The sequence below is a fragment of the Pseudomonas sp. LAMO17WK12:I1 genome, from assembly GCF_900177315.1.
In the GTDB taxonomy this organism is placed as follows: Bacteria; Pseudomonadota; Gammaproteobacteria; order Pseudomonadales; family Pseudomonadaceae; genus Aquipseudomonas; species Aquipseudomonas marginalis.
This window is the reverse complement of sequence record NZ_FWZV01000002.1, coordinates 79,525-96,479: the sequence shown is the minus strand read 5'-3', so window position 1 is coordinate 96,479 and position 16,955 is coordinate 79,525. Positions and strand designations below refer to the sequence as shown.

Sequence of the window (16,955 nt, the reverse complement as noted above, 5' to 3'; positions counted from 1 at the left end):
CTGGCGGAACTTAAGGATGTAAGCACTCATAACGCCTTTTCGAGCGCAGGCAGTGCTTCGAACAGGTCCGCCACCAGCATGTAATCCGCCACTTGCGCAATCGGCGCCTCAGCGTCCTGGTTGATCGCGACGATGACTTTTGAACCACTCATGCCCGCCAGATGCTGAATGGCCCCGCTTATACCTGCGGCGATATAAAGTTCTGGCGCGACGATTTTCCCGGTCTGTCCGACCTGCAAATCGTTGGGCGCAAACCCCGAATCCACAGCAGCGCGGGAGGCCCCTACGGCACCGCCGAGCTTGTCGGCCACGCGTTCGATCAGGTCGAAATTCTCTTTGCTCTGCATGCCGCGGCCACCGGACACGACGACGCGGGCGCTCGCCAGGTCGGGCCTTTCGCTGGCCGTAAGTTGTTCGCTGACGAAGCGAACGTTGCTTACGCTCTGTCCGCCCGCCACCGCCACCACTTCGCAGCGATGCTCATGGGCCAAGGCTTGGACGAATGCCGAGGCGCGGACGGTGAGCAACTTGATCGGGTCGAGGGACTGCACCGTGGCGATGGCATTGCCGGCATAAATAGGCCGCTGGAACGTGTCCGTCGAGACGATCCGGGTGACGTCGGACAGCATACCGACATCCAGGCTGGCCGCTACTCGCGGCAGCACATTGCGACCCATGCTGCTGGCGTCGGCAACGACGTGCGTATACCCCTCGGCCACCAGTGAAGTGATCAGCGGTTGGATATTTTCCGCCAGGGCGTTTTCGAACATCGTCCCTTGTGCGAGCAGCACCCGATCCAGGCCCTGGATCAGCGCCGCCTGCTGCGCCGCCGTCGACGCATCCGTCCCGCCCATCACCAGCAAATCCGTCTCGGTACCCAACGCCATTGCGGCGGTCACAGCACTCCACGTACCTGCCGTCATCTGACCGGCGTTGTGCTCGGCGATCACCAATGTGCGCATCAAATCACCCCCGCAACGTTCTTCAATTTATCCACCAGTTCGGCTACCGAACCGACTTTTATGCCCGCCTTGCGAACGGGAGGGGCAACAACCGCTAATAATCGAGCGTGTTCCTTCACACTCACGCCCAAGGTGTCAGCGGCAATGATTTCGAGTGGCTTTTTCTTGGCTTTCATGATGTTTGGCAACGAAGCGTAGCGCGGCTGATTCAGGCGCAGATCGCAGGTCACCACTGCCGGCATGGCGAGGGCGACCACTTGGCTGCCACCGTCGACCTCACGCTCGACGACCCATTGCCCGTCGACCTGATTGACGGCTGAAGCGTAAGTGGCCTGACCGCTGCCGATCAACTGCGCGACCATTTGCCCGACCTGGTTGTTTTCCTGGTCAATCGCCTGTTTGCCGAACAGGATCAATTGCGGCTTTTCCTGATGGATCACTTCGCTCAGGTACTTGGCGACGTTGAGCGGCTCTAGTACCGCACTCGTCTCGACCAGCAGCGCCCGGTCCGCACCGAGTGCCAATGCCGTGCGCAGTTGTTCCTGGGCGACCGAAGTGCCCACCGAGACCACCACCACTTCGGATGCCAGCCCTTTCTCCTTAAGGCGAATCGCCTCTTCCACCGCGATTTCGCAGAACGGATTCAACGCCATCTTCACGCCATTGAGCTCGACGTCTGAACCGTCGGCTTTCACCCGGACTTTCACATTCGGGTCGATGGCGCGCTTTACCGCAACGAGCACTTTCATAGTTCTTCGCACAGCCCCCTTGCACTCTGGATCGATGCGGGATGGCCGGCCGCACGAGCCGGGCTACCCCTGTTTTGACTGGATGGTAATCCTGGTTTTTCCGCCACGCAAGAAAAAATGTACACACGTGTTCCATATCGTTGACATGGATGAACATTCGACATACCGTCATGTCAAAACCAAGCCTGATGTTCTGTTCCCGGAGCGCAACACCATGTCCAGCGATCCTCTGCTGCAGCCCTATAAGATCAAACACCTGACCCTCAAAAACCGGATCATGACCACCTCCCATGAACCCGCTTATCCTGTCGACGGCATGCCGAAGGACCTGTACCGCGCCTATCACGTGGAACGCGCCAAGGCCGGTGTGGCGCTGACCATGACGGCGGGCTCCGCCGCCGTTTCCCGGGACAGCCCGCCGGTGTTCAACAACGTGCTGGCGTATAAGGACGAAGTGGTCAAATGGATGAAGGACCTGACTGACGAGTGCCACGAACACGGCGCGGCGGTGATGATCCAACTGACCCACCTGGGACGGCGCACGCGCTGGGACAAGGCCGACTGGCTGCCGGTCGTCTCGCCGTCCCACCGCCGCGAAGCGTCCCACCGAGCCTTCCCGAAGAAACTGGAAGACTGGGACATCGACCGGATTATCAAGGACTACGTGGATGCCGCTGAACGCATGAAGGCCGCCGGCCTTGATGGCCTGGAACTGCAGGCCTACGGGCACCTCATGGATCAGTTTTGGTCGCCATTGACCAACGATCTCGACGGCCCCTACGGGGGTTCGCTGGAAAACCGGATGCGCTTCACCTTCGACGTCCTGCGCGGCATCCGCCAGCGTTGTGGCGAAGACTTCCTGCTCGGCGTGCGCTACACCGGCGATGAAGACCTGCCCGGCGGCTTCGGTGCCAGCGACGGCCTCCGGATTTCCCACATGCTCAAGGACAGCGGGCTGGTAGACTTCCTCAACGTCGTGCGCGGGCACATCGATACCGATGCCGGCCTCACCGACGTGATTCCGATCCAGGGCATGCGCAACTCGCCGCACCTGGATTTTGCCGGCGAGATCCGCTCGGCCACCGGTTTCCCGACGTTCCACGCGGCCAAGATCCCGGACGTCGCCACGGCACGACACGCCATCGCCTCGGGCAAGGTGGACATGATCGGCATGACCCGGGCGCACATGACCGACCCGCACATCGTGCGCAAGATCATCGAAAAGCGTGAAGAGGAAATCCGCCCCTGTGTCGGCGCCAACTATTGCCTGGACCGCATCTATCAGGGCGGCGCCGCGTACTGCATCCACAACGCCGCTACCGGCCGCGAAACCACCATGCCCCACGAAATTCCCAAGGCGTCGGTCAAGCGCAAGGTGGTGGTGATCGGCACCGGCCCGGCGGGCCTGGAAGCGGCACGGGTGGCCGGCGAACGCGGCCACGACGTCACGGTGTTCGAAGTGGCGGATCAGCCCGGTGGGCAGATCCGCTTGACTGCCCAGAGCGAGCGGCGGCGCGAGATGATCAGCATCGTCGATTGGCGCATGGCGCAATGCGAACGGCTGGGGGTGAAATTCCATTTCAACACCTGGGCCGAAGCCGAGACCGTGATGGCCGAGGCGCCGGACGTGGTGATCGTCGCCACGGGCGGCTTGCCCCATACCGAAGTGCTCAAGCACGGCAATGACCTGGTGGTGTCGACCTGGGACATCATTTCCGGCGAAATCAAGCCCGGCCAGAACGTGCTGATCTTCGACGACGCGGGCGACCACGCGGCGCTACAAGCGGCCGAGGTCATCGCCAACAGCGGTGCGAAGCTAGAGATCGTCACGCCGGACCGGTCGTTTGCGCCGGAGGTGATGGCGATGAACCTGGTGCCGTACATGCGCAGCCTGCAAGACCTGAACGTCACCTTCACGGTCACCTACCGGGTCGACTCCGTGGAGCAGCGCGACGGTCAGTTGGTGGCTAACTTCGGCAGCGACTACGGCCAGGTGCACAAACAACGCGTAGTCGATCAGGTGGTGGTCAACCACGGCACGCTGCCCCTGGACGACCTGTACTTCGACCTGCGCCCGCATTCGAGCAACAACGGCGCGGTGGAACAGCACAACCTGATCGCCGGGAAAACCCAGAACATCGTGACCAACCCCGAAGGCCAATTCCAACTGTTCAGGATCGGCGATGCGGTGTCGGCGCGTAATACCCACGCGGCCATCTACGATGCGTTGCGACTGGTCAAGGACATCTGAAGTCATGCCCCTGATCCTGGATCAGGGGCATTTTTCCTATTCGACACGAGGCTCTTCCATGTCAGCACAGACCTTGAAATCAAGGGCTGCGGTCGCATTCGCGCCCAATGAACCCTTGCGGTTGGTCACCATCGATGTGGCGCCGCCCAAGGCCGGTGAAGTCCGGGTGCGCATCGTCGCCACCGGCGTTTGCCACACCGACGCCTTCACCCTGTCGGGCAGCGATCCTGAAGGCATTTTCCCCACGGTGCTGGGGCATGAAGGCGGTGGTGTCGTCGAGTCCATCGGCGAAGGCGTGACCTCGCTGCAAGTCGGCGACCACGTGATCCCGCTCTATACGGCGGAATGCCGGCAATGCAAATTCTGCCTCTCGGGCAAGACCAACCTCTGCCAGGCCGTCAGGGCCACCCAGGGCAAAGGCCTGATGCCCGACGGCACCTCGCGCTTCTCCTACGAAGGCCAGCCGCTGTTCCACTACATGGGCTGTTCGACTTTTTCCGAGTACACGGTGCTGCCGGAAATTTCCCTGGCGAAGATTTCCAAGGACGCGCCACTGGACCAGGTTTGCCTGCTCGGCTGTGGGGTGACCACGGGGATTGGTGCGGTACTCAACACGGCAAAAGTCGAAGCCGGCGCCAGCGTGGCGATCTTTGGCCTGGGCGGTATTGGCCTGGCCGCGATCATCGGCGCCAAGATGGCCAATGCCGGTCGCATCCTGACCATCGATATCAACCCAGCCAAGCGCGACGTCGCCCTGGCGCTGGGCGCGACGGACTTCATCAATCCCAAGGACGATGACCGGCCCATCCAGGACGTCATCGTCGAACTCACCGACGGTGGCGTGGACTACTCCTTCGAGTGTGTCGGCAATGTGCAACTGATGCGCGCAGCACTGGAGTGCTGCCACAAGGGGTGGGGCGAGTCGATCATCATCGGTGTGGCCGGTGCAGGCCAGGAAATCAGCACCCGCCCCTTCCAACTCGTCACCGGTCGCGTGTGGCGCGGCAGTGCCTTCGGCGGCGTGAAGGGCCGCACCGAGCTACCCAGTTATGTGGAAAAGGCCAGTCGTGGGGAAATCCCGCTGGAAACCTTCATCACTCACAACATGCCCTTGGACAAGATCAACGACGCCTTCGAGTTGATGCACACCGGGCAAAGCATTCGCACCGTCATTCATTTCTGAGTTTCGGTCGATCATCCAAGTACTCCCATAGAAAAGGAAACCAAGATGTCCGTTTTTACCCATGTCACCGTCGGCACCAACAACCTGGCAAAAGCACGTGCGTTTTATGACGCCACCTTGAAAGAGATCGGCCTCAAGCGTGTTGCCGATCTCGCCGATACCGGCTCCATCTGGGGCGTCGACAAAGCGTCGTTCTTTGTCCTCAACCCGGCCAACGGCAGTGCGGCCACCATCGGCAACGGTGTCACCGTCAGTTTCGAAGCACCGAACCGCGCGGCGGTCCATGCCTTCCATACAACCGCATTGGCAAACGGTGGCGTTTGCGAAGGCCTGCCAGGCCCGCGAGGCTGGGCTGACAATGCTTATGCAGCTTATGCTCGTGACTTGGATGGGAACAAGTTGGCGGTGTACTGCTTCAAAGCGGAATAAATACGACGCCTAACGAAGCCCCCTTAAAAGGGCTTCGTTTTATCAAGCTTGAAGCCCTTGCGAGCAACCGCAGCGCCTTCCTGCAACGCCCTTCCAATCTGTTCTTCGAAATGCCCCTCACTCATCGCCTGCAAGGCAGCGGCTGTCACACCACCGTAGACGGCCAACGCATCGATAATTTGCTGGGCATCGCGGCTCGCCAGCAATTGGCTGCTGTTGACTACGACATTTTTCGCCGCAAGCTGCGCGATGTCGCCAGGGATGCCGGCGAGCATCGCTTGATTGGCCTGCGCCGTCATCAACAAGCCGGAAAGGCCGGACCGGTGCCCGAGAGCGCCGAGAGATAATCAATGAAGTCCTCTTCCAGAACCTCAGCTGCCGTGCCCACGCATTCGAACGCGCGTTGCATGAGGTTTCTCGTTTTCGCCTCTACCTCTCCAGCACAATACCAAGGCGTGAATGACTGCCCGATTTCCACCACCGCGTTGGGCATCGCGCGCACGACCATCGCAGCCGAGGTCTGCTCGATGATCGCCTGTGCCTTGATCCCGGCCATCAGGGAAACAACGGTCTTGCCAGCCGCATTGATATTCAGGCTGGTGAAATGCTCGGGGCGAACCGCAATGATGATTACATCGCTGCGATCGACGAGATCCTGGTTGTTCGTGACCAGGCAAGGGCCTTGTTGTGCCCACGGGTGGCTGCCCGAGCGATTGGAAATGATCAGGTTGCCCGCGGGCACCAATCCCTTCGTCAGGACTGCCTTGGCAATCGCGCCGCCCAACCAGCCAGTGCCGCCAATGATCCCCACGGCCTCATTGATCATCGCCGTTACATTCGAACGTCTCGGTCAAAGGAACAAAGATCCCAGGCTCTTTTTCGGCATAACCGAACTGCCCGTAGAAACGATCCAGCTCACGCGGCTTGGGGATTTTACCGGTGAAGATGCTTACGTAATGTGGGATGCGCTGAAAGCGTATGGTGATCAACTCAGTGGCGTTCATGGTAATGTAACCGATCTGCGTCAGATAGATTGTTCGAGCCCTCGCATCAGCCCCTTGGGTGTCGTAACCAAAGCGCTTGAACATACTCGCCAGGGCATTCATCCGTTGCTCGTCCACCACAGCCACCTCTTGGGCCACTTCAGCGGACTGAAGCGCCCAGCTGCGCACCGCGAACTCGAACTGCGAGTCGAACAATTGCGGGTTGAGCCAGCACTCGAACACATTTAGAATCGCCTCGGAAATGCTTTCGGCATAGCTTTCACTTTGCCGTATCAGCGCCCCCGTGTTGGTCTCTCGCCAACGCGAAAGCAACGCATCCAGCATCTGCTCGCGGTCTTTGAAAAACCAGTAGAAGCTGGTGCGTGACAAGCCCAGGCGCTTGGCCAGCGGCAAGACCCGAACCGCATCGATTCCCGACTCCTTGAGGGCCTCGTAGGCCGCTTCCAGCCACCCCTCCGGTGAGCCCCGCCAACCTGCATCCTGAGCCTTTCCATGCGCCTTTCTTACCCGGGGCATCCTGCTTACCTTTTCAATAATGCGTGACGCAAATGTACGCTGATGGCGTCTAAATGTACACCAAAGTACATTTAATTGACTTTTTCAGCTGCTGAAAGGCGAATCATTGATGATAAAAAATCATGACGTACTGACATAAAATGATTTGTCAGCGAAAGGCACCTGGACGACTATCTTTAACAGGCAAAGGACTCCAAACCAAAACAACAACGAGCCGCCATTATGAATCTTGCAGTGCACACCTCTGTAAATCCCTTCACATTCGGCCAAAGAATACCGGAACGACTGGCCTTGTCACACGTTTCTGCTGTTACTCATCCCCTGCCCAAACATCGATAACTGCTCGCGCGACGCCTCGCGCAGTCGCTTTGTCTTGCCTGCAAACCTGGCACGCGAAATTGCGTCCGGACGATCGCTGGCTTTCGATTTCTTTCCATCAGCCGGATCAGTGATATGTGGATTACCCAAGAAAAACTTCCCCTGGGCGAAATGATTGCCCGGTATGTCGAATGGTTGACGCAGCACGGCGCAGACGTATTTGACGCGATATCGCTGGCGCTGTCCGGGACCATCACTGCGCTGACTCACGTCCTTTTTTGGTTCAACCCCCTGGCTTTGATCGCGATATTTGCGTTCCTCGCTTATTACATCCAACGCAGGGTCAGCCTGACACTTTTCGTCACCTTCTCATTCTTGCTGATATTGAACCTTGGCTATTGGCAGGAAACCATGGAGACCCTAGCGCAAGTGACGTTCGCCACACTCATGTGCGTGATCGCCGGCGTACCGTTGGGCATTGTGGCCGCGCACAAGCCGATGTTCTACACCCTGATGCGTCCGGTACTTGATCTGATGCAGACCGTACCGACCTTCGTCTACCTGATCCCTACCCTGACCCTTTTCGGTTTGGGTGTGGTCCCAGGCCTGATCTCCACGGTGGTGTTCGCGATTGCTGCGCCCATCCGCCTGACGTACCTTGGCATTCGCGACGTTCCGGACGAACTGATGGACGCTGGCAAGGCCTTCGGCTGCTCCCGTCGCCAGCTGCTGGCGCGCATTGAACTGCCCCATGCGATGCCGAGCATCGCGGCCGGCATCACCCAATGCATCATGCTGTCGTTGTCGATGGTGGTGATCGCCGCACTGGTGGGTGCCGATGGCTTGGGTAAACCCGTGGTCAACGCGCTGAACACCGCCGATATCGCCATGGGTTTTGAAGCCGGCCTGGCGATCGTGCTGCTGGCGATCATCCTCGACCGAATCTGCAAACAACGCGAAGCCGTAAAAAGAGGTGACGTATGAGCATCATCCGTTTTGAAGACGTCGACGTCATCTTCTCTGCCCGTCCGAAGCCCGCCCTGGATCTGCTCGACCAAGGCATTTCGCGGACGGAGATTCTTCAGAAAACCGGTTTGATCGTCGGCGTGGAGAAAGCCAACCTGGAGATCAACAAAGGTGAGATCTGCGTGCTCATGGGCCTGTCCGGCTCCGGTAAATCCAGCTTGTTGCGTTGCATCAACGGGCTGAACACCGTCAGCCGCGGCAAGCTGTTCGTCGAACACGAAGGCCGACAGATCGACATCGCCTCCTGCCCCCCCGCCGAACTGAAGATGATGCGCACCCAGCGCATCGCCATGGTGTTCCAGAGGTTCGCCCTGATGCCGTGGCTGACGGTGCGCGAGAACATCAGCTTCGGCCTGGAAATGCAGGGCCGGTCGGAAAAGGAATGCCGCACGCTGGTGGATGGAAAGTTGGAGCTGGTGGGCCTGACCCAATGGCGCAACAAGAAGCCCGACGAACTGTCCGGCGGCATGCAGCAGCGCGTCGGCCTGGCTCGCGCCCTGGCGATGGACGCCGACATCCTGCTGATGGATGAACCCTTCTCTGCCCTCGACCCGCTGATCCGCCAAGGCCTGCAAGATGAGTTGCTCGATCTGCAACGCAAGCTGAACAAGACCATCGTCTTCGTCAGCCATGACCTGGACGAAGCCCTGAAGCTGGGCACACGCATCGCCATCATGAAAGACGGCAAGATCATCCAGTACAGCAAGCCCGAAGAGATCGTACTCAACCCGGCCGACGACTACGTGCGCAACTTCGTCGCCCACACCAACCCGTTGAATGTGCTGTGCGCGAAAAGCTTGATGACCCCACTGGACCAGTGCGTTTTCGTCCGCGACGAATATTGCCTGGATACGGCTCAAAACCTGTGGATGATGGTGAACCCGCAGCGTCATTTGACCAGCGTTCGAAAAGGCGCCAGCGCCGCACACGTCCAATCATGGAGTCCAACCGAGCGAATCGACACCTTGGCGCGACAACCCACTTGCGTGCCGCCGATCACCACCATGCGCGACGCCCTGCAGATTCGCTATGAAACGGGCCATCCCTTGATCGTGCGGGATGAGACCGGTACCGTCCTGGGCATCCTGGGCGACGGTGAACTGTATCGGGCACTGCTGGGGCATAACCTGTCGCAGCCTGTGCTTGCTGAACCCGCAATGGAATCTTCGGTGGCTTGATTGATCCCGGTAACGGCGTTGGAACACACCTATGCAACCCAGCGATATCGATAAAAAGGTCAAGGGCTATCGGCGGCTGATACCGTCGATGACGGTCTTGCTGGAATTCGAAGCCGTGGCGCGGCCGGCCAGTTTCACCCTTGCCGCCAAGAGCTGGGCGTGACCCAGGCGGCCGTCAGCAAACAAATCCGGTTGTTGGAAGATACCTGGAGACCAAGCTGTTCCATCGGCTTCACCGGGCAATCAAGGGCCCGCGTCGTCCATGAGGCGCCATTGGTGTCCACATGAATCTTGAGGTGATGGGTCAGTGCATCATCAACGGCACCTGACCCTTCTCCAAGTCGCTTAGCGGTTGTCCGATTTCACGGGCCAAGGCGATGCCTGTCGCGATCCATATCTGCCCCAGTTCGTTGAACGCTTTCAGGTGCGCAGGATCTTCGTTGAGCCAATGAACAAGGCTGTCGAGGTGTTCGGGGTTATCAGGACAGTCATGGATCTTGATGAACAGCTCCAGTGTTCGATCCCAGATCACGTCCATGACATTCTCGCGCTGCTCATCCATGCTCAACCTTTCCTCCGTTTGGCCCTATCAGACCGCTTACTCTCGCTGGTCACTTCGGCCTCTGATTCCTGAAGGAACAGATGTCACGTCGCGACAAACAGCTATTTCAGTCACTATAACAACCTTTTAAGTCGATACTCAACCTTTAGGGATGTTCATGTCAATGGGTCTTTGCTCAACCATTCGGGTTGAATTGGAGAACTCATCACTTGGCACATAAACATCCGACCCAAGCCCAAATCGGGCGCATGATCGCGAAACACCGCACTCAGCGTAATCTGACCCAGGAAGAGGTGGCTGAACGCCTGGGGATCGGCAGCGAAGCCATTTCGCGCCTTGAGCGGGGTGTGGTGGAGCTTTCCGTGGTCAAGCTGATGCAACTGGCGGACATCTTCGACTGCCGGATGGATGAACTGCTGACGGAGTCGAGCAGTCGCCCCAACGACCAGGGCCAGATGATCGCGGGCCTGCTGAGCGGCCTTCAAGAAAGCGACCGTGCCTTTATCCTGACGACCGTCGAACAGCTGGCCGCTCATTTCAGTAGCAAATAACCTCTTAGCACACTGGCTTGACGTCCTCCCACCCCTCTGTTGTAGTGTCTCAGGATCATCGCTTACGGCGACCCAAGACCGATTCGCTCCGGGTAGCTCGGTCGGACTGTTAGAGTTCGGAGCCTGCTCTTCTGCGGAATTTCATTCTCGCTTTGTGCTCGACCGGATCAATGTGGCGGATGACCACTGTTGCCTCTGCCAGGCATCAGCGGTCATCCGCTACGGCAATCGCATTCAGTCCCGGAGCTCGCCGGGGAAACACTGGGCACCCTTTGTGCGCGGATGTGTGCCAGCGTATTCCGACCCAGGCCACGATAAGGGTCGGTTGGCGAATCATGGCGCAGTTAAATCAAGTTTTGCGAGGAGTTTGTCGACTGCGTCAGACCGTCAAAGGTGGCTTTTTTATTCCTCGCCTGGCACCCGCCAGGCCTGCTCTTCATTTTTTTCAGTCCAATAATGTCCACTGTATTCCGGCTATAAAAAATCAGCTTTCGGCGTCTTGACGCTCTCCTGTGACAGACTTATACAAAGGGCGTGGTTCGCTGTCGTTGACAGCCCAGCCCAGGTAGCTTGAACCTTCAAGGCTACGCCACGCTTGTGGTGGTTTACCCAAGTGCGATCAGCATTCGGAGGCTCGCACGATTACCGCTTCAGCGGTGATGAATGCCTACTACTCTAGATCCGCAGATCTGCCGCGGATTTCTCCTCTGCTACCCCCTATTCTCCAGGCGCATCGATCTGATGGTCATCGGCTTGCCGGTGACGAGTCGTTCATCGCTCGCCTTCATTTTACCCACCCTGACGGGGCTCACTTCCCCGTCAGGGGCTGTGCGTCGCCGTTTTCCCTTGAAACAGGAGAACCACCATGGCCCACGCCAACCAATCCCAAGAAGCGACTACTTATTTCAATCTGCACACCGTCGGTATCGGCTACCTCAACCGTGTTCGTGAAGTACAAGTCCGTCGCGGCCAGCCGTTCATGGCCTGCGATATCGCCGCCCTGCACGGTGCCGCCGATGCAGTCGAGTACACCCGCTTCGACTGCAAGGTCGCTGGAGGCGAAGCTGAACGCTTGATTCGCCTCTATATGGACGCCGTCAAAGCCGAGAAAAAGGTCTTGCTGTCGTTCCGTATCGGCGACCTGTGGATTGACCCATTTCTTTATGAGAAAGGCGATAAACAAGGCCAACCGGGCGCCAGCCTGAAAGGTCGTTTGCTCTTCATCGACTGGATCAAAGTCAACGGCGTATTCGAGTACAAAGCGCCTGCCAGGCAGGAGGCAACAGCACCTGCTGAGCAAGCGCCAAACAGTCAGCCATCCCCAACGTCGGCTGATATCGAAGCTGAGGATACCGACAACCCTACAAAGTCCAGGACTGAGCCTGAATCTGCAACCACTCCCCGCACGGCCCGCCGTGTCGCTACACGTACTGTTCAGTCCGCCTGAACAATCCACGATGTTTACATCAAGGCGCTCAATCGAGCGCCTTTTCTTCAATCAGCACAGGAGAACCCATATGGAATCCTTCTGGCTTTGCGACGATTGCCTGTTCGCTGCGGCTTACGAGGACTACAGCACGTTATCGCTCTACTACACGACAGATGAGATCGCGAAACGCATTGCTGGCCTCCATCTTGGGCTGGCTCGGCTAATGCCCATCAGTGCCGACTTCGATCTCGAAACTGGCCGTGGAATAAGACCCTTCTCCCCATTGCCCTGCGACGGTTGTGATTCACACCTGCACGGACAAACAGCGCGTCATCGGGCAATGCCCGTGACTCTATATCCACCTCGGGGACGCCACTCCCCTCGGGGGTGTACCCCCGGATTGTTCCCTTCGGAGGTACCCCATGAGCACCCCACTCACCCTGATTGAAACCTCGGATGTCGAGGCTGATCGTATCGCCCAGGAAAACCAACTGATCGACGAAGCGCTGCACATTCTGGATCGTCGGCTGTTCACCCGCGGCCCCGGCCTGACTTCACCTTACACCGTGGCCTCGTACCTAAAACTGCATATTGCGCCACAAGTGCATGAGGTTTTCGGTGTGATTTTTCTCGATGCCCGCCATCGCGTTCTGGCATTCGAGATCCTCTTTCACGGGAGCATCGATGGCGCCAGCGTTTACCCCCGCCAAGTCGTTAAGCGTTCCTTAGCGCATAACGCAGCTGCTGCCATTTTTGTTCATAACCACCCCTCGGGATGTAAGGAACCCAGCCAGGCAGATCGCGTCTTGACCGCACGGTTGAAGGAGGCCTTGGCGTTGATCGAGGTTCACGTACTGGATCACTTCATCGTGGGTGAAGGTCGCCCACTTTCTCTTGCCGAATACGGTTGGCTTTAACCCTTACAGGCGCCTCCGGGCGCCTTGTTCATTTCCTTCTGGAGAAACCTCATGAACCCTTCACCCCAACCCCCAGCTCTGCTGGAAACCTCAAACCCATTTGCTCGTGGCTACGACAACTTGCATATCGAGCGGCGGCTACTGATCACCTACGCAAACGACTTCCCTCCCTGCTTTCGCTCCATAGACGAGTCACAAGCTCATCTACTCGACGATGCGTTAGAACTGTTTCCCTGCGTGTTCAATGACGACGCCGCCTTGATCAGCGAAGGCCAATCCATTCCGGATGAATTGGAAGAATGCTTTCCGTCCACCGGGCTGGTGCGGCAAGTAGTCTATGCCGTGACTGGCGAAATGCTCGATGAGCGACATCACGTCGGTGACCTGTACTCCCTGGAAGAAGCCCAAGCCATGGTCCATCGTTTGAGCTTCGACACAGGACACTACAGTCGAGGCTGGGAGATCAGTACCGCACACCTCACTGACGAAGCACTGCGCCACTTGGAAAGCCGAGTTGGCAATGTCGACTCCAAGCCAACCGGACTGCTGTTTGAACCCTTTGCCCTGACAGACTGCAATGGCGTCGGGTGTAAGCTGATCGGCACGCCCTGGACCGACGATAACCTGATGAAGATCGAGGGCCGTCCTTACGCATCGCTGAGGCAGGAGCAGCTCGACGCTGGCACACCGGAAGCCCTGGTCAACCTGCTGTATCTGGCTGCACTGGCCGATGTGCGATTGTTGATCTTCGACCCCGACGCCGCCGTCTTGGATGGACTCGCGATTTTTGAATAGCAACGCGTTCAGCGTTAAGACGATCCACCTTGAATCAACTTACTCACTGAATCGCTCCTTCACCTCATGTCAGGTTCTGCACTGAATCTGACATGAGGTTTTTCCATGGAGCGTTTTTTCACGCCTGTCTGCCTGCTGGGCTTGTTGAGTGCCTGCACGGCGCAAATCCCAACCCCATTGCCGACTAAGCCGGAGATTGACAGTAGCTCCAATCGGCCCCAGTTGTCGCGGAGCCGGGCCGACGAAAGCCATCCGTCAGAGCTCCGCTATGGCCGCTATACGCTGGTCAGCACCGAGCCCACCACTGAGCAACGTGATCTTCTCGCTCAAATCATTGACGTGAGCATTCCGTCCAACCTGAATCCTTCGGTACAGGAAGCGATGCACTACGTGCTGCAGCGCTCAGGTTATTCGCTCTGCCCTGCTGCCGAACCAGTAAAAATACTGTTTACCCGGCCTCTGCCCGCCGCCCATTACCGGCTCGGCCCGATCTCACTTCGCAACGCGCTACAAGTACTGGCTGGCCCCGCCTGGCAACTCACGGTCGATGAGGTCAGCCGTTCGGTCTGCTTCGAACGGCTAAAAAATGATGCTGCCGTCGTGCGGCTCGCACCCAGCGCGGCCCATCAGCCGGAGGCACGCCCATGAAAGCCTCGACGTTTCAAACCCTCATTGTCGGCTCACTTTGCCTGGCGGTCTCCGGGCTGAGTGGTGGTTTGTATAACCATTATCAACGTGTGACCGAGCTGGAAAATGCGAACACCCAACGCCTACAGGCCCTGGACACCCTGCAACGTGACTCAAACACGCTCATGGATGCACAGGAAAAGCTGCAGTACGCACTGAAAGACCTGAAGCAGATGGTCGATACCGGTGAACAACAGGCCAATACCCTCGATCCGATGTTGGATCAATGGGCGCAAGAGATACAGGAGCTACGCGACGGTCTGGCAGACCGTGCCACCGAAGCCGACATGATCGCGCTACGCGCACGACTTGAGAACGTTGAGCAGCGACTCCTGGACGTCAAGAGCCAGCCACCACTCCCACCACCGACGCCTTCCTCGGCCAAGCCGAAAAAAACCGCTCAGCCCAAGCCTGCCCCGCTACACCCGCCATTTTCAGTGTTGAGCGTCGAGTACCGCGGTGGCGAGCGCTTTCTGGCGGTCGCACCTCCTGACAGTCGCTCGCTCAATGATATTCAGTTGCTGCACAACGGCGAGCAGTTCGGCACATGGCAACTGAAGGTGCTGGAGCCGAACGCGGCTATCTTCGCGGTGACCGCTCACCCAGACCAGACCGTGCATCTCCCTTGAGAAGCGATCATGAACAGAGCGCTGCTAAGCCCCATCGTCTGTTTCGTTTCATTGCTGAGCACGGGCGCTGCGCTAGGCAGCCCCGTCACGACACCGTCACGGACCCAGGACACGCAGTCTGCTCCGCTGGAGCGTTCGCACTCTGAACAGGCGGCAAGCTGGGGTCTGACGGAGCAGGAGTGGACACGCTTCGAACAGATCCAAGCCGGTCCGCGTGGTTACTGGAGCCCGAATCTCGATCCGCTGACTGCACTCGGCGTCGAAGCAGAGAACGACCAAGCGCGTCAGCGCTATGCCGAATTGCAGGTAGCGCTGGAAGCCAAACGTGCCGAGCGCGAGTTGGCTTACCAAAACGCCTACACCGCAGCTTGGGCCAAGCTGTTTCCTGGACTGTTGCCGATTCAGGGTATGGCATCCCCGCATCCTGCCAGCTCATCGCTAGAGCCGCGCCAAGCGCTGTTTGTCGAGGACCATTGCCCAGCATGCACCGCCGAAGCACAGCGTCTGCAAAGCAGTAATACGGCCTTCGATATCTACCTGGTGGGTAGCCAAGGTGAGGATGAACATGTCCGTGGCTGGGCCCGGCAAGCAGGCATTGATCCGAGCAAGGTTCAACGCCGGCAAATCACCCTGAACCATGATCGTGGTCGCTGGTTCAGCCTAGGTGCCCCGAGACCGCTACCCGTCAAATTTCAGCAAGTGAGTGAACAATGGCAACGCCTAGACTGAGTGGACTTGCGCTCATGCTGACGATGCTCGCAGCCCAGGCTGACGAGCTTCCGCCGCCTGCCTATCAACTAGCGGCGCATGACGCTGGCATCCCTTCAACGGTGTTGTTCGCGATTGCGCTGCAGGAGAGTGGTATCCGCGTCCGTGATCAACTGCTGCCCTGGCCCTGGACCCTGAACATCGCCGGAATACCTTACCGATTCACCACCCGAGCGGCCGCCTGTCACGCCTTGCTTCAAGCACTCATTCGACATGCCGCCAAGCGGGTTGATATCGGTCTTGGACAAACCAATCTGGGTTACCACGGACAACGTTTTTCCAGCCCTTGCGAAGCCCTTGATCCTTACCGAAACCTCGCCGTGACTGCCGCACTGTTGCAGGAGCATCACGCCGCTACTGGTGATTGGGTGTTAGCTGCTGGCCGGTATCACCGCCCGGCAGGAGGAACGCCGGCCGCGCGTTACCGCGCCGGCTTTACCCGCCAACTCGACAAGCTTTCCTTCAAACAGGGCACACCACCATGAAGCGACTTACCAGTGCGTATTACTTCGCCGTGCTCTTGGCTGCGCTCGCCCAGCCGGGACTGTCGTTTGCAGAAGTTCAGCCAGGCGGTTCCACCCGCCCCCAGTTTGAAGCTTCCAGGCCGCCAATAAACAACCAGATTCAGCCTGCTCGGGCCATACATGCAGATCTATCTGCATTTGCCGATGAAACCTGGATACTGCCCGTGCGCAGCTCTCACTTGAGCCCAGGCCAAATCACAACTCGCCCCCTGGACATGCCGGGCTTGCGGCCATTTTTCCTGGTCGGGGAGGATCCCCAATCATTGGTTTGGCTGCATCAGCGTGCGACGGAACTGCAAGAAATGGGCGCGGCCGGCCTCGCCGTCGAAGTGGCCGATACTGAAGCCCTGGCCCGGATTCGAGCAGCCGCCCCGGGCATCACCATCCTGCCGGTCAACGGCAACGACATCGCCACCCGCCTGCAGATTGAGCACTACCCCGTCTTGATCACCGCCACCTCGCTGGAACAGTGAGTCC

The 16,955-nt window shown here is 58.6% G+C and carries 18 protein-coding genes and 3 pseudogenes; 16 read left to right on the top strand and 5 right to left on the bottom strand.

Annotated features, from left to right (window positions below):
- Positions 1 to 26: 26 nt before the first annotated feature.
- Together B9N88_RS03065 and B9N88_RS03060 are read right to left on the bottom strand one after the other, a co-directional pair.
- Positions 27 to 962: an electron transfer flavoprotein subunit alpha/FixB family protein gene (locus tag B9N88_RS03065; RefSeq protein WP_027603249.1), complete on the bottom strand. Its 936-nt coding sequence runs from the start codon at positions 960 to 962 to the stop codon at positions 27 to 29.
- Complete coding sequence (locus tag B9N88_RS03060; protein WP_027603248.1) at positions 962 to 1,711, bottom strand: electron transfer flavoprotein subunit beta/FixA family protein; 750 nt, start codon at positions 1,709 to 1,711, stop codon at positions 962 to 964. The genes B9N88_RS03065 and B9N88_RS03060 overlap by 1 nt, the downstream gene beginning before the upstream one ends.
- 214 nt (positions 1,712 to 1,925) lie before the next feature.
- On the opposite strand from B9N88_RS03060, the gene B9N88_RS03055 reads away from it, so the two are divergent.
- The 3 genes from B9N88_RS03055 to B9N88_RS03045 are packed head-to-tail and all read left to right on the top strand — an operon-like array spanning position 1,926 to position 5,574.
- Positions 1,926 to 3,962 carry an NADH:flavin oxidoreductase gene (locus B9N88_RS03055; protein ID WP_027603247.1) on the top strand — a complete coding sequence of 679 codons (2,037 nt, stop codon included), beginning with the start codon at positions 1,926 to 1,928 and terminating at the stop codon, positions 3,960 to 3,962.
- A 58-nt stretch (positions 3,963 to 4,020) separates the two neighbouring features.
- A complete protein-coding gene (locus B9N88_RS03050) occupies positions 4,021 to 5,145 on the top strand; it encodes an S-(hydroxymethyl)glutathione dehydrogenase/class III alcohol dehydrogenase (protein ID WP_027603246.1) in 1,125 nt (374 codons plus the stop codon).
- 45 nt (positions 5,146 to 5,190) lie between these two features.
- On the top strand, positions 5,191 to 5,574 hold the full coding sequence (locus tag B9N88_RS03045) for a VOC family protein (RefSeq protein WP_027603245.1): 384 nt from the start codon (positions 5,191 to 5,193) through the stop codon (positions 5,572 to 5,574).
- A 23-nt stretch (positions 5,575 to 5,597) separates the two neighbouring features.
- Here the strand turns inward: B9N88_RS03045 and B9N88_RS03040 are convergent.
- Both B9N88_RS03040 and B9N88_RS03035 read right to left on the bottom strand, forming a co-directional pair.
- A pseudogene (locus B9N88_RS03040) lies at positions 5,598 to 6,400 on the bottom strand (pyrroline-5-carboxylate reductase family protein).
- Positions 6,390 to 7,094: a TetR/AcrR family transcriptional regulator gene (locus tag B9N88_RS03035; RefSeq protein WP_027603244.1), complete on the bottom strand. Its 705-nt coding sequence runs from the start codon at positions 7,092 to 7,094 to the stop codon at positions 6,390 to 6,392. The pseudogene B9N88_RS03040 and the gene B9N88_RS03035 overlap by 11 nt, the downstream one beginning before the upstream one ends.
- 453 nt (positions 7,095 to 7,547) lie before the next feature.
- On the opposite strand from B9N88_RS03035, the gene choW reads away from it, so the two are divergent.
- The 3 genes and pseudogenes from choW to B9N88_RS03020 form a co-directional block, all read left to right on the top strand.
- Positions 7,548 to 8,396 carry a choline ABC transporter permease subunit gene (gene choW / locus B9N88_RS03030; RefSeq protein WP_027603243.1) on the top strand — a complete coding sequence of 283 codons (849 nt, stop codon included), beginning with the start codon at positions 7,548 to 7,550 and terminating at the stop codon, positions 8,394 to 8,396.
- Positions 8,393 to 9,616: a choline ABC transporter ATP-binding protein gene (choV, locus tag B9N88_RS03025; protein WP_027603242.1), complete on the top strand. Its 1,224-nt coding sequence runs from the start codon at positions 8,393 to 8,395 to the stop codon at positions 9,614 to 9,616. The genes choW and choV overlap by 4 nt, the downstream gene beginning before the upstream one ends.
- Before the next feature lie 31 nt (positions 9,617 to 9,647).
- A pseudogene (locus B9N88_RS03020) lies at positions 9,648 to 9,864 on the top strand (LysR family transcriptional regulator); the annotation flags it as partial.
- A 56-nt stretch (positions 9,865 to 9,920) separates the two neighbouring features.
- Here B9N88_RS03020 and B9N88_RS03015 read toward each other — a convergent pair.
- Complete coding sequence (locus tag B9N88_RS03015; RefSeq protein WP_027603241.1) at positions 9,921 to 10,178, bottom strand: hypothetical protein; 258 nt, start codon at positions 10,176 to 10,178, stop codon at positions 9,921 to 9,923.
- A gap of 209 nt (positions 10,179 to 10,387) precedes the next feature.
- Between B9N88_RS03015 and B9N88_RS03010 the strand changes: the two genes are divergently transcribed.
- The 10 genes and pseudogenes from B9N88_RS03010 to B9N88_RS02965 all read left to right on the top strand — a co-directional run bounded on the left by B9N88_RS03010 (position 10,388) and on the right by B9N88_RS02965 (position 16,951).
- Positions 10,388 to 10,729: a helix-turn-helix domain-containing protein gene (locus B9N88_RS03010; RefSeq protein ID WP_027603240.1), complete on the top strand. Its 342-nt coding sequence runs from the start codon at positions 10,388 to 10,390 to the stop codon at positions 10,727 to 10,729.
- Between the two features lie 865 nt (positions 10,730 to 11,594).
- Positions 11,595 to 12,176, top strand: a complete 582-nt coding sequence (locus B9N88_RS03005) for an STY4534 family ICE replication protein (RefSeq protein ID WP_027603239.1) — start codon at positions 11,595 to 11,597, stop codon at positions 12,174 to 12,176.
- Positions 12,177 to 12,246: 70 nt separating this feature from the next.
- Positions 12,247 to 12,495, top strand: a pseudogene (locus B9N88_RS32800) (hypothetical protein); the annotation flags it as partial.
- A gap of 85 nt (positions 12,496 to 12,580) precedes the next feature.
- Positions 12,581 to 13,075, top strand: a complete 495-nt coding sequence (locus B9N88_RS02995; protein WP_027603238.1) for a JAB domain-containing protein — start codon at positions 12,581 to 12,583, stop codon at positions 13,073 to 13,075.
- 51 nt (positions 13,076 to 13,126) lie between these two features.
- Complete coding sequence (locus B9N88_RS02990; protein WP_027603237.1) at positions 13,127 to 13,870, top strand: DUF5983 family protein; 744 nt, start codon at positions 13,127 to 13,129, stop codon at positions 13,868 to 13,870.
- Positions 13,871 to 13,975: 105 nt separating this feature from the next.
- Positions 13,976 to 14,518 (top strand): PFGI-1 class ICE element type IV pilus protein PilL2, encoded by a 543-nt coding sequence (locus B9N88_RS02985; RefSeq protein ID WP_027603236.1) that lies wholly within the window; start codon positions 13,976 to 13,978, stop codon positions 14,516 to 14,518.
- Positions 14,515 to 15,186 (top strand): chemotaxis protein, encoded by a 672-nt coding sequence (locus B9N88_RS02980; RefSeq protein ID WP_027603235.1) that lies wholly within the window; start codon positions 14,515 to 14,517, stop codon positions 15,184 to 15,186. The genes B9N88_RS02985 and B9N88_RS02980 overlap by 4 nt, the downstream gene beginning before the upstream one ends.
- Positions 15,187 to 15,195: 9 nt before the next feature.
- Positions 15,196 to 15,915, top strand: coding sequence for a TIGR03759 family integrating conjugative element protein (locus B9N88_RS02975; protein WP_027603234.1), 720 nt, complete (start codon positions 15,196 to 15,198; stop codon positions 15,913 to 15,915).
- A complete protein-coding gene (locus B9N88_RS02970) occupies positions 15,897 to 16,439 on the top strand; it encodes a lysozyme family protein (protein ID WP_027603233.1) in 543 nt (180 codons plus the stop codon). The genes B9N88_RS02975 and B9N88_RS02970 overlap by 19 nt, the downstream gene beginning before the upstream one ends.
- The gene (locus tag B9N88_RS02965) at positions 16,436 to 16,951 is read left to right on the top strand and encodes an integrating conjugative element protein (protein ID WP_027603232.1); all 516 of its coding nucleotides are present in this window, start codon (positions 16,436 to 16,438) and stop codon (positions 16,949 to 16,951) included. The genes B9N88_RS02970 and B9N88_RS02965 overlap by 4 nt, the downstream gene beginning before the upstream one ends.
- Positions 16,952 to 16,955 lie beyond the last annotated feature (4 nt).

Bases quoted from the DNA above. Each gene is read 5' to 3' on its own strand.
- B9N88_RS03065 (WP_027603249.1), bottom strand. From the start codon at position 962: ATGCGCACATTGGTGATCGCCGAGCACAACGCCGGTCAGATGACGGCA.
- B9N88_RS03060 (WP_027603248.1), bottom strand. From the start codon at position 1,711: ATGAAAGTGCTCGTTGCGGTAAAGCGCGCCATCGACCCGAATGTGAAA.
- B9N88_RS03055 (WP_027603247.1), top strand. From the start codon at position 1,926: ATGTCCAGCGATCCTCTGCTGCAGCCCTATAAGATCAAACACCTGACC.
- B9N88_RS03050 (WP_027603246.1), top strand. From the start codon at position 4,021: ATGTCAGCACAGACCTTGAAATCAAGGGCTGCGGTCGCATTCGCGCCC.
- B9N88_RS03045 (WP_027603245.1), top strand. From the start codon at position 5,191: ATGTCCGTTTTTACCCATGTCACCGTCGGCACCAACAACCTGGCAAAA.
- B9N88_RS03035 (WP_027603244.1), bottom strand. From the start codon at position 7,094: ATGCCCCGGGTAAGAAAGGCGCATGGAAAGGCTCAGGATGCAGGTTGG.
- choW (WP_027603243.1), top strand. From the start codon at position 7,548: ATGTGGATTACCCAAGAAAAACTTCCCCTGGGCGAAATGATTGCCCGG.
- choV (WP_027603242.1), top strand. From the start codon at position 8,393: ATGAGCATCATCCGTTTTGAAGACGTCGACGTCATCTTCTCTGCCCGT.
- B9N88_RS03015 (WP_027603241.1), bottom strand. From the start codon at position 10,178: ATGGATGAGCAGCGCGAGAATGTCATGGACGTGATCTGGGATCGAACA.
- B9N88_RS03005 (WP_027603239.1), top strand. From the start codon at position 11,595: ATGGCCCACGCCAACCAATCCCAAGAAGCGACTACTTATTTCAATCTG.
- B9N88_RS02995 (WP_027603238.1), top strand. From the start codon at position 12,581: ATGAGCACCCCACTCACCCTGATTGAAACCTCGGATGTCGAGGCTGAT.
- B9N88_RS02990 (WP_027603237.1), top strand. From the start codon at position 13,127: ATGAACCCTTCACCCCAACCCCCAGCTCTGCTGGAAACCTCAAACCCA.
- B9N88_RS02985 (WP_027603236.1), top strand. From the start codon at position 13,976: ATGGAGCGTTTTTTCACGCCTGTCTGCCTGCTGGGCTTGTTGAGTGCC.
- B9N88_RS02980 (WP_027603235.1), top strand. From the start codon at position 14,515: ATGAAAGCCTCGACGTTTCAAACCCTCATTGTCGGCTCACTTTGCCTG.
- B9N88_RS02975 (WP_027603234.1), top strand. From the start codon at position 15,196: ATGAACAGAGCGCTGCTAAGCCCCATCGTCTGTTTCGTTTCATTGCTG.
- B9N88_RS02970 (WP_027603233.1), top strand. From the start codon at position 15,897: ATGGCAACGCCTAGACTGAGTGGACTTGCGCTCATGCTGACGATGCTC.
- B9N88_RS02965 (WP_027603232.1), top strand. From the start codon at position 16,436: ATGAAGCGACTTACCAGTGCGTATTACTTCGCCGTGCTCTTGGCTGCG.